13 protein-coding genes are annotated in these 13256 nt (G+C 34.6%); 11 read left to right on the forward strand and 2 right to left on the reverse strand.

Annotation, left to right across the window (positions count from 1 at the left end):
- Positions 1 to 164 precede the first annotated feature (164 nt).
- A complete protein-coding gene (locus tag K7X70_RS23415; RefSeq protein ID WP_222539343.1) occupies positions 165 to 464 on the reverse strand; it encodes a helix-turn-helix domain-containing protein in 300 nt (99 codons plus the stop codon).
- Between the two features lie 349 nt (positions 465 to 813).
- On the opposite strand from K7X70_RS23415, the gene K7X70_RS23420 reads away from it, so the two are divergent.
- From K7X70_RS23420 to K7X70_RS23450, 7 genes are all read left to right on the forward strand, one after another.
- Positions 814 to 1416, forward strand: coding sequence for a hypothetical protein (locus K7X70_RS23420; protein ID WP_222539344.1), 603 nt, complete (start codon positions 814 to 816; stop codon positions 1414 to 1416).
- A 36-nt stretch (positions 1417 to 1452) separates the two neighbouring features.
- Positions 1453 to 1725 (forward strand): hypothetical protein, encoded by a 273-nt coding sequence (locus tag K7X70_RS23425; protein ID WP_222539345.1) that lies wholly within the window; start codon positions 1453 to 1455, stop codon positions 1723 to 1725.
- Between the two features lie 545 nt (positions 1726 to 2270).
- Positions 2271 to 2471 (forward strand): helix-turn-helix domain-containing protein, encoded by a 201-nt coding sequence (locus tag K7X70_RS23430; protein ID WP_222539346.1) that lies wholly within the window; start codon positions 2271 to 2273, stop codon positions 2469 to 2471.
- Between the two features lie 3 nt (positions 2472 to 2474).
- On the forward strand, positions 2475 to 4010 hold the full coding sequence (locus K7X70_RS23435; RefSeq protein WP_222539347.1) for a class I SAM-dependent DNA methyltransferase: 1536 nt from the start codon (positions 2475 to 2477) through the stop codon (positions 4008 to 4010).
- Entirely contained in the window at positions 4007 to 5380 is a 1374-nt protein-coding gene (locus K7X70_RS23440) for a restriction endonuclease subunit S (protein WP_222539348.1), read from the forward strand. Before K7X70_RS23435 ends, K7X70_RS23440 begins: the two co-directional genes overlap by 4 nt.
- On the forward strand, positions 5377 to 7119 hold the full coding sequence (locus K7X70_RS23445) for a restriction system-associated AAA family ATPase (RefSeq protein WP_222539349.1): 1743 nt from the start codon (positions 5377 to 5379) through the stop codon (positions 7117 to 7119). Before K7X70_RS23440 ends, K7X70_RS23445 begins: the two co-directional genes overlap by 4 nt.
- Complete coding sequence (locus K7X70_RS23450) at positions 7109 to 8212, forward strand: hypothetical protein (RefSeq protein WP_222539350.1); 1104 nt, start codon at positions 7109 to 7111, stop codon at positions 8210 to 8212. The genes K7X70_RS23445 and K7X70_RS23450 overlap by 11 nt, the downstream gene beginning before the upstream one ends.
- A 487-nt stretch (positions 8213 to 8699) precedes the next feature.
- Here the strand turns inward: K7X70_RS23450 and K7X70_RS23455 are convergent, their stop codons facing one another.
- A complete protein-coding gene (locus K7X70_RS23455; protein ID WP_222539351.1) occupies positions 8700 to 9638 on the reverse strand; it encodes a WD40 repeat domain-containing protein in 939 nt (312 codons plus the stop codon).
- Positions 9639 to 9763: 125 nt separating this feature from the next.
- Between K7X70_RS23455 and K7X70_RS23460 the strand changes: the two genes are divergently transcribed.
- The 4 genes from K7X70_RS23460 to K7X70_RS23475 all read left to right on the forward strand — a co-directional run bounded on the left by K7X70_RS23460 (position 9764) and on the right by K7X70_RS23475 (position 13233).
- Positions 9764 to 10012, forward strand: a complete 249-nt coding sequence (locus tag K7X70_RS23460) for a hypothetical protein (protein WP_222539352.1) — start codon at positions 9764 to 9766, stop codon at positions 10010 to 10012.
- Positions 10013 to 10554: 542 nt separating this feature from the next.
- The gene (locus K7X70_RS23465) at positions 10555 to 11571 is read left to right on the forward strand and encodes a lipid A-modifier LpxR family protein (RefSeq protein ID WP_222539353.1); all 1017 of its coding nucleotides are present in this window, start codon (positions 10555 to 10557) and stop codon (positions 11569 to 11571) included.
- A 278-nt stretch (positions 11572 to 11849) separates the two neighbouring features.
- Entirely contained in the window at positions 11850 to 12671 is an 822-nt protein-coding gene (locus K7X70_RS23470) for a phosphatidate cytidylyltransferase (protein ID WP_222539354.1), read from the forward strand.
- Positions 12652 to 13233: a CDP-alcohol phosphatidyltransferase family protein gene (locus K7X70_RS23475; RefSeq protein ID WP_222539355.1), complete on the forward strand. Its 582-nt coding sequence runs from the start codon at positions 12652 to 12654 to the stop codon at positions 13231 to 13233. Before K7X70_RS23470 ends, K7X70_RS23475 begins: the two co-directional genes overlap by 20 nt.
- Positions 13234 to 13256: the final 23 nt, after the last annotated feature.

Genomic DNA, 13256 nt, shown 5'->3' on the forward strand with positions numbered 1-13256 from the left:
TCGGACTAAGTATCTGTTGTAAAGAACATATAGTAGTAACAGATCCCAACTGTAAAGACTTTTTAGGACAAGACATAATCAACAAAACGCTGAGCTACTTTGCTGTTTATCCAGCTTATTACTTATGCGCTAGGCGGCATAACTCTAGATTGACACTGGATATATTATAAACTAACGTCGTTAGGTAGAAAGTCTTTTGGAGAAAGCCCAAAATGATCAGCCAGTTTTGCGATATGCACAAGGTTATACTTAGCGCGGTTTTTTGCGCTTTCTACGTTGGTCACAAATGTGCGCTTCACATTTAGAATTGTCGCAATATCTTCCTGTTTAAGCTGCTTTTCTTTCCTTAGCTTGATTACATAATCAATCACATATTGTTCTATTGGGGATATGTTTATCGGCTCATTCATCGTATTGTAAAGGGATAGAAAAATAATAAAAGAAAAGACACACATGTATGACATTTTTATTCTATATTTACTATACAATCAATTTATCAAAATATGAGATAAACTACAATAGTTCAATCATTTAACCCAACGAGCCTCGCGACCGAAAAACTGGTAATTTATCGTGCGAGTGTAAGTATGGCGCCAAATCCCTACATTCGTAGTCCTGTGCCGCTTAGGTGGGGCTGGCGCTTGCTTATATTTTTGTACGATAACCATTTTGAAAGAAATGGTAAAGCTGATGTTTCAATTTATTTTGAAGTTAAGGCGGGCTTACCAGTGCCTCGGTTGCAAATGTAGAATGCAGGTGTCCAGCCCCCTCTAGGGGGATATAGCTTCTACAAGGCTCATTAATTTCAAAATTATGAGTAATAGAAACAAACTCCGGTACAATCAGCTTACAGATAAGCAGATCCTAAACCCACACGTATTCATTTCAGATTTTTGCAGATATGAAATAGACATTGAAGCCTTTCGCGCTGAAATTCTACTACTGATCAAATCAGCATGTACCAACAAACAGTATGGAAAAAGTGAAGAATACTTCTACAATTACAGGTGCTTACTGAAATTACTGGAAGCGGGGCACATCTTCTTTTGCAGAGACGCGAAGTTCTCTTTGCATTGTGATCCATGCACCCTCACACCTTGCGAAATAGACCTTAACAGGTATTACAGCACGCTTATTACCACCCACTTTAAAACCCTTTCGGATAAGGAAATCAAAAACACCCAGTGCTTTTTTAAGGACTTTTTCAGCTTCATGAGCTTAAATGAATGGCGGTTGATATTTAGCCGGATTGTGGAATATGCTTACAGGCAGCCCACTATTGATGAGGTTTTAGAAGATGGAAGTGCAATGGTGGTTGTCAAGGAGTACATAGAAAAACTAATTGAAGTAATCTATCTGATTGACAGTAGCCAGACTGTTTTCTGCATCAATAATACCACCACAACTGTAAACTAAATCAAAAAATGATAACTGCACTTAACACATGACATCATGGAAAAGCAAATTAGAAAATACAAGATCGATGAGTATTTATTCAACCTCAATGTATGGCAATATCGTAAAGCGATGCAGATTCTGCCAGACCTGTTAAGCATTTCACTAAATACCTTCCATAATTATAGGCGGATACCCATCGAAAGCTCACAGGATATTCCTTACGAAAAAGTCATCCTGATGGAAAAGCTATTTGACTTTCAGCAGGGCACACTAGCAAACGAACATCCGGAAATGGAAAGTTTAAAAAGTATGCTGATCGATGATTGAACAATTGCCATTTATTGAAAACTATAGCCTTTTCCGTAAATAACCCCAAAAAACTGGGCGGTGGCCATGGTTAAGGTGTTTTTGCAAGCCGCGAATGCGGTGGGATACTCTTCTGCAAAAACACCTTTATATATTCCTGTTCTAAAAAAACATACCCACTCATAAGACAGGTCGGAACCCTATCCATTTTCGATGGTCTTCTATAGATCAAAAAGAGGGATTCTTATAGTGAATTTGCAGCATATATCCGGCTAGAATAGGAATACTCCCAAAATCCTATTTGCCACAGCAACCCATGTTATAAATTTCCTAATCTACAGTTACATAAGGAGTATAAACTAGATGAGTATAAGAGCAAAAAACCATAATCTTCATATACAAGCTATTTTCCAACGTCCCTCTCTCATAAGCATTAAGCATTTCAAGTACGTATTTTTAATAAAAAAAACAGAAAATAAGACAAATTTTATAAAACAAAAACATCTCAAAATGTGATATACTTTAGCAAAAAAAACTACCTTTAGCCATATAATTCTATTCATGAAATGAACCGTATCAAAGAGGTGCTAGAACAAAAAGGTATTAAGCAAATTTGGTTATCTGGAAAACTTTCTAAAAGTTATAATATGGTGAACTCATACGTTCAAAACCGAAGGCAGCCAAGCCTTGAATTGCTAAACGATATCGCTAACATACTGAATGTTGACATAAAAGATTTAATTGTATCCAATAAGAAAAATAAGTAACACATGTTAACCAATGAAATAAAAAGTAAAGTTCAAAGTCTTTGGGACAGATTATGGGCAGGCGGTTTATCCAATCCTATAACGGCAATTGAGCAAATTTCATATCTGCTTTTTATGAACCGACTAGAGAATTTTCATCCAAATACACCTAAAAATTTTAAATGGAGTAACTATCATGAATTTAAGGGCGAAAAATTAGTGTCGCACATAAAGGAAAATGTATTTGAATATATTAAAAATGATTTATCAAGAAAAGGCGAACCATTTGCAGATTCGATGGAAGATGCATCCTTCAGGATAAATAGCCCATCACTGTTAGAGAATGCCATTGAAATCATTGATAGTATATATTTAGATATACAAAAACAAGAAAAAGAGGATAATCAATATTTCCAAGATATTCAAGGTGATGTTTACGAACACCTTTTGAAACAAACTAGTGAGGCTGGAAAAAATGGCCAATTTAGAACACCAAGACATATCATTCAAATGATGACAGAATTGCTTGATCCTAACATTGATGGGAAAATATGCGATTTAGCTTGTGGTTCAGGCGGCTTCTTAGTAGGTGCTTACCAGCATATTATAACCAAATATTCTCAAAAAACAATCATTGATGACAATGGATTGTCTAAGGGAATAGATGGTAATAATCTAACTCCATCCCAAAAGGAGCTAATAAAAGAAAGTATCTTCTATGGCTTTGATATAGATCAAACTATGGTTCGTATTGGTATCATGAATTTAATGATGCATGGCATTACAAAGCCTAAAATAACACATTTAGATACTTTATCTTCAGATTATGAAAGTTATGAAGGCAAGCAATCCTCACAGAAATATAAATACATTTTAGCAAATCCGCCTTTTACTGGAAAAATCAATAGCGTTACTGTAAGTGAAAACTTGGATAGAGTCTATCCGCCTAAAAAAGATAAAGAAGGAAATAGAGAAGAACAAACTGTTCAATCTGAGTTATTATTTTTAGAGCGTATAATCTATATGCTTGAAGTAAATGGTAAGGCGGCAGTGATTATTCCTGAAGGAGTGTTATTTGGCAGCTCCAATGCTCAAAAACAAACAAGAGAAATTTTATTAAAAGATAATCGATTAGAAGCTGTTATTTCTTTACCTAGCGGAGTTTTCAAACCTTATACCGGTGTTAAAACAGCTATCTTATTTTTTACGAAAATAAAAGAAAAAAGTAAAACTTGGCATACTGAAAAGGTTTGGTTTTATGAATTGAAGAGTGATGGTTATTCCTTGGACGACAACCGCAGACGATTAAAAGATTTCCCACTACAGGAGCTTAAAGATTTATTCATTAAGAAAAACATAATTAAAGACCGTAAAACACATTTCTTCGTTCCGATTGCAGAAATACAAGAAAATGATTTGGACTTAAGCTATAATCGTTACAAAGAATATGAATATGTGGAACAAACTTACGATCCACCAAAACAGCTTTTAGCTAAGCTTATGAAATTAGAGCAAGAAATTTTAAAAGATATGGAAGAGCTAAATAGTTTGATCGGATGAGGACTGAAAAATTTAAATCATTATTCTATTTTGCGCCAAATTCAAAAATAAAGGCAGGTGATGGCTTGGATAATGGTAATTATCCATTGTACACCTCCAGTTTTGTCTTAAAAAAACGTTTTGATAGAGCACAGTATTATGATGATGCTTTAATATTTGGTACAGGAGGTAGTGCAAGCATTCATTTTACGAATGAACCATTTTCGACGTCAACGGATTGTCTTGTAGCCATAGCAAAACAAAAAGAACTGAATACAAAATTTGTATATTATTATTTATTTGGAAATTTGCATTTTCTTGAAAGAGGCTTTAAAGGTGCTGGATTAAAGCATATTTCTAAAAAATATATCGAAAATTTAGATATACCTATTTTATCAATAGAAATGCAAAACAAAATCGTTGCTGTCTTAGATAAGGCAGGTGTTTTGGTAATTAAGCGGAAAGAAATAGCACAATTAATGAATGATTTCTTGAGAGCTACTTTCTTAGATATGTTTGGTGATCCAGTATTAAATCCTAATAAATGGCCCACCGATTCATTAGATAAAATAGGAGAATTCAGAAGTGGAGGAACCCCAAGCAAGGAAAATTTCAATTACTGGATTGGAAAATTTCCCTGGATAAGTCCTAAAGACATGAAAAATAATTACATAACTGACTCAATTGATCAAATATCAGAACTTGTCTTCAAAGAAACATCGTTAAAGAAAATAGAACCTCGGAATATCTTGATAGTTGTAAGAGGGATGATTTTAGCTCATAGTTTTCCTGTTGCAATGAATACTATACCGGTGGCAATCAATCAAGATATGAAAGCTATCAAATTATATAACAAATATGAACCAGAATATGTATTACACTGCTTATTAATACTTAAAAATTGGATACTTCAGTATGTTTCAAGTGCTGCACATGGAACTAAAAAACTGACTACAGATAGTTTTCAAAAGATTATTATACCTTGCCCCCCTTTAAACATTCAGCAAAGATTTGTCGAAATATCCAATAAAATAGATAAAATAAAAAATGATATCTCAAATGAATCAGCGAACGAGATTGTGCTGTTCAAATCAATTTTACAAAAAGCATTTAACGGACAATTAAACTTCAACATAGATATTGAGCTGGATGCTCTAGTTAGAGAAATAGATTTGCAAAAAAAAGAGAATGACATTTCAAAGATTAGTGGCGACATTGCGTATCTCCAAAAATTGATTGATAAACTGAATACTCAAGAGTTTAAAGAAAAAGATTTATACGACAAGGCTAAACACGTTGCTTTTCAATTGATGGCAGTTAAAGAAGAGAAGAGAAAGGTGACACAAGAATATAATGATAGAACCCAAAGCTTAGAACTGGTTTTAAAATGAAATTACTTAAATTAGAAATAGGCGAAATCCCGAAGGAAAAACAATTCCGAAGCCTGCATTCAGGTTTTAAGATTGAGTTTCACACCTTAGATAATAGAGGCATGAAGGCTTTAGAAGTATTTAGTCCTTTTTGTTTTGCCGGCCTAAATGGTAGCGGGAAGTCCAATGTCCTTGAAGCTATATCTTCTATTTTTTTCCATATGGAATGCTGTGTGGCTAAGTTTAAGCCCAAAACATTCGAAAAACATTTCCGTCCTGATGAATGTAACCCAGATGCTTTCACTTTGGAATATATTATTGGTCAACATAACAATAGACCTTATTCATTAGCCTATTTCGATAAAGTGATCATCACAAAAAAAGTAGGTGAAGTGCCAATTATGACTAGGCAAGCATTTCCATTTTCGAAAGAAGAACAAATACTTCCTGTTTCCTTGGAACCAAGGTTTGACACTGCTTTTCCACAAGCGGCAGAGGGTAAGGATTATCTACCTCAAATTATTATAGGATATTCTTCAGGTGAAAATGAAATTTTAAGTTTACCATTTCGTAAAAGCAGACTAATCAATTTTGATAAATATCGAGAAGACTATTTGAAAAAATATCGTTTTGAGGAACCTGAAAATAGCCTAATTTATATAGATAACGAAATGAGTCAGGCGGTGCTATTAGCATGTATGCTTTACGAAGATGAAGAAACGCTTAAGCCATTAAAGAAAGAACTTGGTATTGTTGGATTAAGGAGTTTTAGGATGAACCTAAATGTTCAAAACTTAAACAATATAGATAACGAGCCATACCCTATACTAGGTCACATTTTTGAAATTATTGAGCAATTAAAGAAAATTGCTTCTTGTTGGCAAGAGTATAAGCAAGAAGTAAGTACTATTAAACCTGCATTATGGTCCCACATTACATTGGACTTTTTTGTTGACGATAAAATTAAAGTTGCTTTTAAATCGCTTTTTTCCACTTCTTTCGAGCTGTTTCGATTTTTTCAGGTGCTGTATGAATTAAATGCAAATATTATTTCAGAATCAGTCAAAGAAGAAGTGTACAAATCCAAAGGTTTTTATACCGATGGCAAATTACCTGAAGGTAGCCCTGAAGAAAATGTGTTTTTCTTTCTTGACTTTTTAATTCTAAAGGGAATTGAAGGGGAATCGGAACCAAGGGCCCTATTATTAAGAGAATTTTCAGATGGCGAACATCAGTTTTTGCATACGATGGGCATTTGTCTGATGCTGAAAGATCGTAAAAGCATACTCTTATTAGACGAACCTGAAACCCATTTTAATCCTAGTTGGCGCGCTAAATTTATTAAAATATTGGACGACAGTATTTTAGCGGGAAGCAGAGAGAAGTCTGTAAATGGCAATTTTAATGTTCACTATTTAAAAGATATATTGTTGACGTCCCATTCACCATTCATTATTTCAGACTGTATGCCTGATAATGTAATTTTCTTTAAAAAAGATGAGAAAACGAAAATATTAGAAACGAAGAAAGCTTCTCAAATGGATTTAAAAACATACGGATCAAGCGTTGATTATATTCTGAAAAACTTCTTTAAAACTGATTTAATTTCCAACAAATCTTTTGGAGAACTACAAAAAATTATTAATCACGGATCTATAGATGAATTGAGAAAAGCTGTTGAAGATTTTGGAGAGTCGAGTGAGAAACAGTTTCTCTTTAAGAAGATCTATGAAAAAATGAAAAATACCGATGATAATTAAGCTTCAAAAATTAACAACAGGCATAAGTATTATTCATGAAATCCCTGTAATGTTCTTTAAAGAGATTGAAAATTCTGCCACTTTCGGGCATCATCTTTTCCCTGCATGGGTAAATGGGGTTTTTGGTGCAACCTCTCTATTTAATAAATTTGAAGCAGTTTATAATAAATATAAGAGAATCAAAAAAAAATCTAAAAGGGATCAAATAATTGAAGCATTTAAACATAGTAATCAAATTGAAAACCTCTGCAAAAATCTAGCAGGATCATTAATTATCGAATTAAACGATTTGCCATCAAGTGTTAAATTAGAACTTGATGAATTATTCCTTTATTTATATAATTCTGCAATAAATTATCATCAATTTGAATCTCATGTTAATGATAATCTTAAAGAATCAATAAATAGATTCATTATAAATAACAACCTTGAAGTCTGTCCTTTTTGCGGCCTTGAAGGCTTTTTAAATATTGAAGGACAATCCCGAATAGCTCTTGATCACTGGCTTTGTAAGGATTTGTTTCCCATGGCTGCTGTCAATTTCGATAATTTATTTCCAATTGGCTCTAAATGTAATGAAAGGCCTGCTAAGGGTTCAAAAAACATATTAATTGATAACCCGGTTACAAAAAATCGCGTCCATGCTTTTTATCCTTATTTGACACATGAAGGAGTCGTTACCAAATTTAATTATATAAATGAACCATCTATCTCAGGAATTTTAGATTCTGATTGGAATTTTACAATATATCCGACAAATCCCATCGATAAAGACATATTTGACAGTTGGAACAACACTTTAAATATTTCAATTCGCTACATAGATTATTTCAGGAAAAATATACTGCCAATGTGGGAAGCAGACTATAAAAGGTTTATTGAAGAAGACCACGGTGTAGATCATGGGCAAAATATTGATGAATTAAAAGAAAATCTTAAACTTTGGAAAGCATCTTTCCCCATTAAAGGAAGACCCGGTTCAATTTTATACCGTTGTTTTATTGACTATTTAATAAAACATGCATCTGATGCTTATTTATATGGTCTTTGCGAAAATTTTAAACATAGCCAACGTAATGCATTAAGAAATTAACAATTGTGTCCATATTCAGCTATAAATTAAATTTCAATCATCTCATTAATCAGAATATATAATATGAGGAACACTTCCATAAATATATGAATCCGATGAATCATCGCATCTATAAACCTAATGAAAATCCAACACTCTCATTCTTGAAATATGTTTCTGTCATCTAAAATAGGCAATCCTAAAAATCCAATGTAATTAAGTAATTAAATTTCATGTAAAAAACAGGTTAAAATCAATATATTTAAACAGTATTTGCAGCTAAAACGTACAAATAAAAGGTGAGTGATTCGGTTAGTCCCAATTCCAAAACCTCCCAGATAACGAATAAACGTTGATTTTCACACTAGGTGTGAATCCCAGCGGGATCACGAAAGGCGCAAGAAATTGCGCCTTTTCTGTTTAAATACATGGTAAATTTGGGCAACAGTCAAAAAGATTCATTCGACTCCAGATTATTAAAGAGGAAGTTGTTGCCAACAAATGAAAATCACTTAAGCTCGGGTAATCTATAAAAGTTTATACTATTATTTTTATAGGATACTATCGCGAATTTCTGATCCTCTGAAAAAGTTGCACTGGTATATTCAACGGTATTAATTTCACCAAAAGTTCTTACCAGATGTCCATTTAATCGCCACAATTTTGCGGTACCATCTTCACTTCCTGTAAGGATATATTTACCATTTTTAGAAAATTGTGCTTGATTAATTTCATCGTTATGGGCTGTAAAAGATTTAAGTAATTTACCTTTTACACTCCATAATGCAACCCGCTTATCAAAACTGGCCGTCAATATCTGCCGTCCGTCTGGTGAAAAACTTGCTGAAGTAACACCGCTTGAATGGTGTTTTAAGGTCTTCAACTTTTTCCCTTTTAAATCCCAAATAGAAGCGAAGTTATCGCAACTTGCAATCACGATTTTTTTGTCATCAGGCGAAAAGCTTGCTTGATATATCGTACAAGCATGTCCTTTAAACGTTTTAATAAGTCTGCCGTCCGAAGTCCATAGTTTAGCTGTATTGTCTCCTCCTCCACTCAATATGTATCTGCCATTATTTGAATAGGTCACTGTCTTTACATAAATTTTATCGGCTTTAACTACCTTAATTTTTTCGCCATTAATACTCCATATCACATAAGTTTCATCGCTACCTGCAGTAATAAACCTTTTGTTATCTGGTGAAAATGCAACGTCATTCACACTTCTTAGGTGGCCAGTAATTTGTTTAACTATATCTCCATTTTCGTTCCACAATATGGCTGTGTCGTCAGAACTACCAGAAAGCAACCATTTTCCATCTGATGATTGCGCTGTACCATATATAGCCTCTTTATGCCCCTTGTAATTTTTTACTGGTAAGGGAGTTTGCGAAAATGTAAAAAGACTTAAGAACACTAAAAACGTAAATAAAAGCGATTTTATCATAATAGTAGGTTTCAGGTTTATGAAGATAAAGCATTTGAATTAGCGAAAATACGATGATACCTTTCCGGGTGGGTAATTTGGGTTGTAAATAAAAATGTAAACTTTGTAAATAAAAACTTTACATCTTGCTTTATGGCAAAATCGTCTGTCAGGGAAAGAGAAGTACCTTCTTGAAACCAAAGCGATGGTCTAACCAGTTTGGGAATAGCCCAATACTGAAGCTAAATTTCAGAGCAGAGAAACAATTGATACACCATAGCAATTTTCTGGAAGTGATTAGTGGCGGAGAGCTGCAGGCAGGAACAGGAATAAACGCTGCCGAATCAGCAAATCAATTTGAACACTATAAAAATAACAGCGCTTGTTGCAATTAAAAGATAAACCATTCCGATATAGAATTTTTTATCTTTCCTAAAAACGGCTTGCAAAATATTTATAATAAAAATGACAATAAATAACAATGAAGCAAGAATAAATCCATATCCCTGGCCATTTATACAACCATAGTCCTCTTGATGATTTTCCGACCAAATACGTAAATAATAAAACATTAAAATAACCTGATACCAACAAACAATCAGGAAAAAGTAGCTCAATATGGAAATTGGATGGTGGAGTGCTATTTGCCAAAAGCTATTCAATAATTTTCTCATTTTGATGTTAATACTAAAATTGCTTATTAGTAACCTACATACAGGGCTAATATGGAAATTAAACAACAGGCACAATACAAAACCAAGTCTGTAATCTCCCTACTCTACGTACCTGTTAAAGTTTTAATCAGTACCTGAGAAACAAGATCCTTTTAAACAATGGCAATTAACTTCCTATACATGTGCTTTAATATGATCTCGGATTATTTACAAAACTATTTTAGCAGACGTTGGTTATAAATTCAGTTTCGGCGCCATGGATTATGAAAAAGCTTTTGCATTTATTATTCCTTCTCTGGTTCAGTGCTGTCAACTCTTCCTTTGCACAGCAAGAAATTCCCAGGCATTTGGTACAGGCTTATTGGGATGATGATTATATAAGTTTTTATGGGCACGGTACAGACAGGGCATACACCAATGGTAACAAATTCAACCTGTTTTACATCAAAAACAAGTCTTCTAACTTTCTAATAGACCGTTTTATGCCAAAAGCCGGCGACAGTAGTTTGAACGTACTTGGTTTTGGACTGACACAATTGATTTTTACCCCAAATATTATTGCCAACCCTAACTTTCAGCCAGGCGATTACCCCTGGTCTGGATCCTTATACCTCACACATAGTCTCTATTCATATAATGAGCAGCAGAAATATAGTTTCCAATCAGAATTGGATCTCGGTGTCAACGGGCCCGCTTCCTTGGCTAGGGAGGCCCAAGAAATGGTGCATAGTCTTGTCAGTTATCAGGAACCAAAGGGATGGTCTAATCAGTTTGGGAATAGTCCAATACTGAACCTAAATTTCAGAGCAGAGAAACAATTGCTACACCATAGCAATTTCCTGGAAGTGATTGGTGGCGGAGAGCTGCAGATAGGAACAGGTATAAACGCTGCTGCAGCTTATTCTCTAATCCGGATAGGAAAAATGAATCCATATTTTCAGGGTTTAATATCACAATACAGTCGCTCAGGAGCAAGAAATAAAATACAGATTTATTTCATTTTCAAACCCAAAGTGCAATGGGTACTGAGTAATATACTGCTACAAGGAGGAATAAATACTTCACGACCAGCCCCAACCCTCGTTCCGGCGAAAACTGGGACTACCACCAGCCTGGAATATTATCACCCGATCAAAAATTTCATCGCCAGTTATTCTTATGGACCTGTTATAGTGATCAACCGGTTTAGCATATCCTCAACTATGACGAGCACAACCCCTTTGATGAGGGATTTGTATAATCTCACCTGGGGAAACTTCACCTTCAATTACGCTTTTTAAACCACACTACATACTATTTAACCGTTGATTTCATGACTAGGTTCCGATGCCAACGGGATCAAAAAAACGCCTTTAATCACAAGATTAAATGCGTTTTTTCTTTTACAGGTGTTACCATTACTTGCGCAAACACTATTGTATATGAGTGATCGGAGAGTAAATTAAGATGGCCTTTCAAATATTCAAATGCCCACAAGATCATTAAGATAAGTGACCTTCGTCACTAGCAAACATCCCGCTAATTCCTAGCTTTATTCAAACTTAGCGACATATTGTATATGAATAATTTTCAACAACGTACGCTCACGGGGATAATCCTGATCATAGTGGTGCTATTATTCACCAACTTGAGTCTTTACAGTTTTGCAGTTATGGTAGCGTTTCTGAACCTAGGAGGATTGGTAGAATTTTACCGTTTAGTCGCATTGAACAAGACAAGTCGGACAATGGGATTAATCTTAGGCAGTTTCTTAATAATAGCCACCACTTCGGTCCTTAGTGGCTTGTTCGTTTGGAAGATTCTATTTATCATTATACCAATAGCTTTTATGATCATTGCTAATGAATTGTACGCACACCATCCACGACCGTTTGAACATCTTGCTTATTCCTTCATGGGATTAATCTATATTACACTGCCAAGTTGCTTTTTTATCGCCTTAGCATTTCTACCCTTTGGAGGAGGTTATAATGCGCAACTGGTAACCAGTTACTTTTTTATTCTTTGGGCGAGTGACATCGGCGCCTATCTCGTTGGTAAATATTTGGGTAAGAAATTATTATTTAAACGGATATCTCCCCATAAAACGTGGGAAGGGTGCATTGGCGGCATTTTAAGTGCAATATTAGTCGCTGTTATTCTTTCAAATTGCTATTTAATATTTAATACACAAACCTGGCTCATATTTTCAATAATAATCACTGTGACTGGTATATATGGAGATTTATCTAAATCAATGCTAAAGAGAAGTCTGGGTGTCAAAGATACCGGAACGCTATTGCCTGGCCACGGGGGAATACTAGACCGGTTTGATTCCCTGCTGGGCTCAGCACCTTTCGCATTTAGTTACCTGCTGTTGTATGGACCATTTAAAAATTAGTACACTTGCTGTAAACACAATAACCTGTTACCGAATTCTTGCTGCGCCAATTCTTCTTCTATTAATATGGAAAAATGAATATGATGTATTCAAATGGTTATTTGTTGTTAGCTTTTTTACAGATGCTCTGGACGGCTACCTTGCCCGGAGTTATAAAGTGGTTAGCAAACTGGGGGCTCGCCTGGATTCAGCGGGTGACGATCTTACCGTCATTGTTGCAGTCATTGGTATTATTAAATGGAATCATGCTTTCCTTTACGATAAAAGGGCCATCATCATAATGCTCCTTGTTTTGCTAGTTATTGAGGTTTCATTGGCATTGATACGATATGGAAAAATGACTGCTTATCATACATACATTTCAAAAACTGCGGCAATCTTACAAGCGATATTTTTATGCACTTGTTTTTTTATTGATAAACCCTCATCAATGTTATTTTACATCACAGTAATCGTAACCGGTATCGGCCTGTTTGAAGAAATCCTAATGACCATTTTATTGAAAACTTACCGGGTAGACACCAAAGGTTTATACTGGCTGTTTAATAAGGAAAAATCATAAACGGAATGATCAATCATTTGGAT

Source organism: Pedobacter polysacchareus, from assembly GCF_019802255.1.
In the GTDB taxonomy this organism is placed as follows: Bacteria; Bacteroidota; Bacteroidia; order Sphingobacteriales; family Sphingobacteriaceae; genus Pedobacter; species Pedobacter polysacchareus.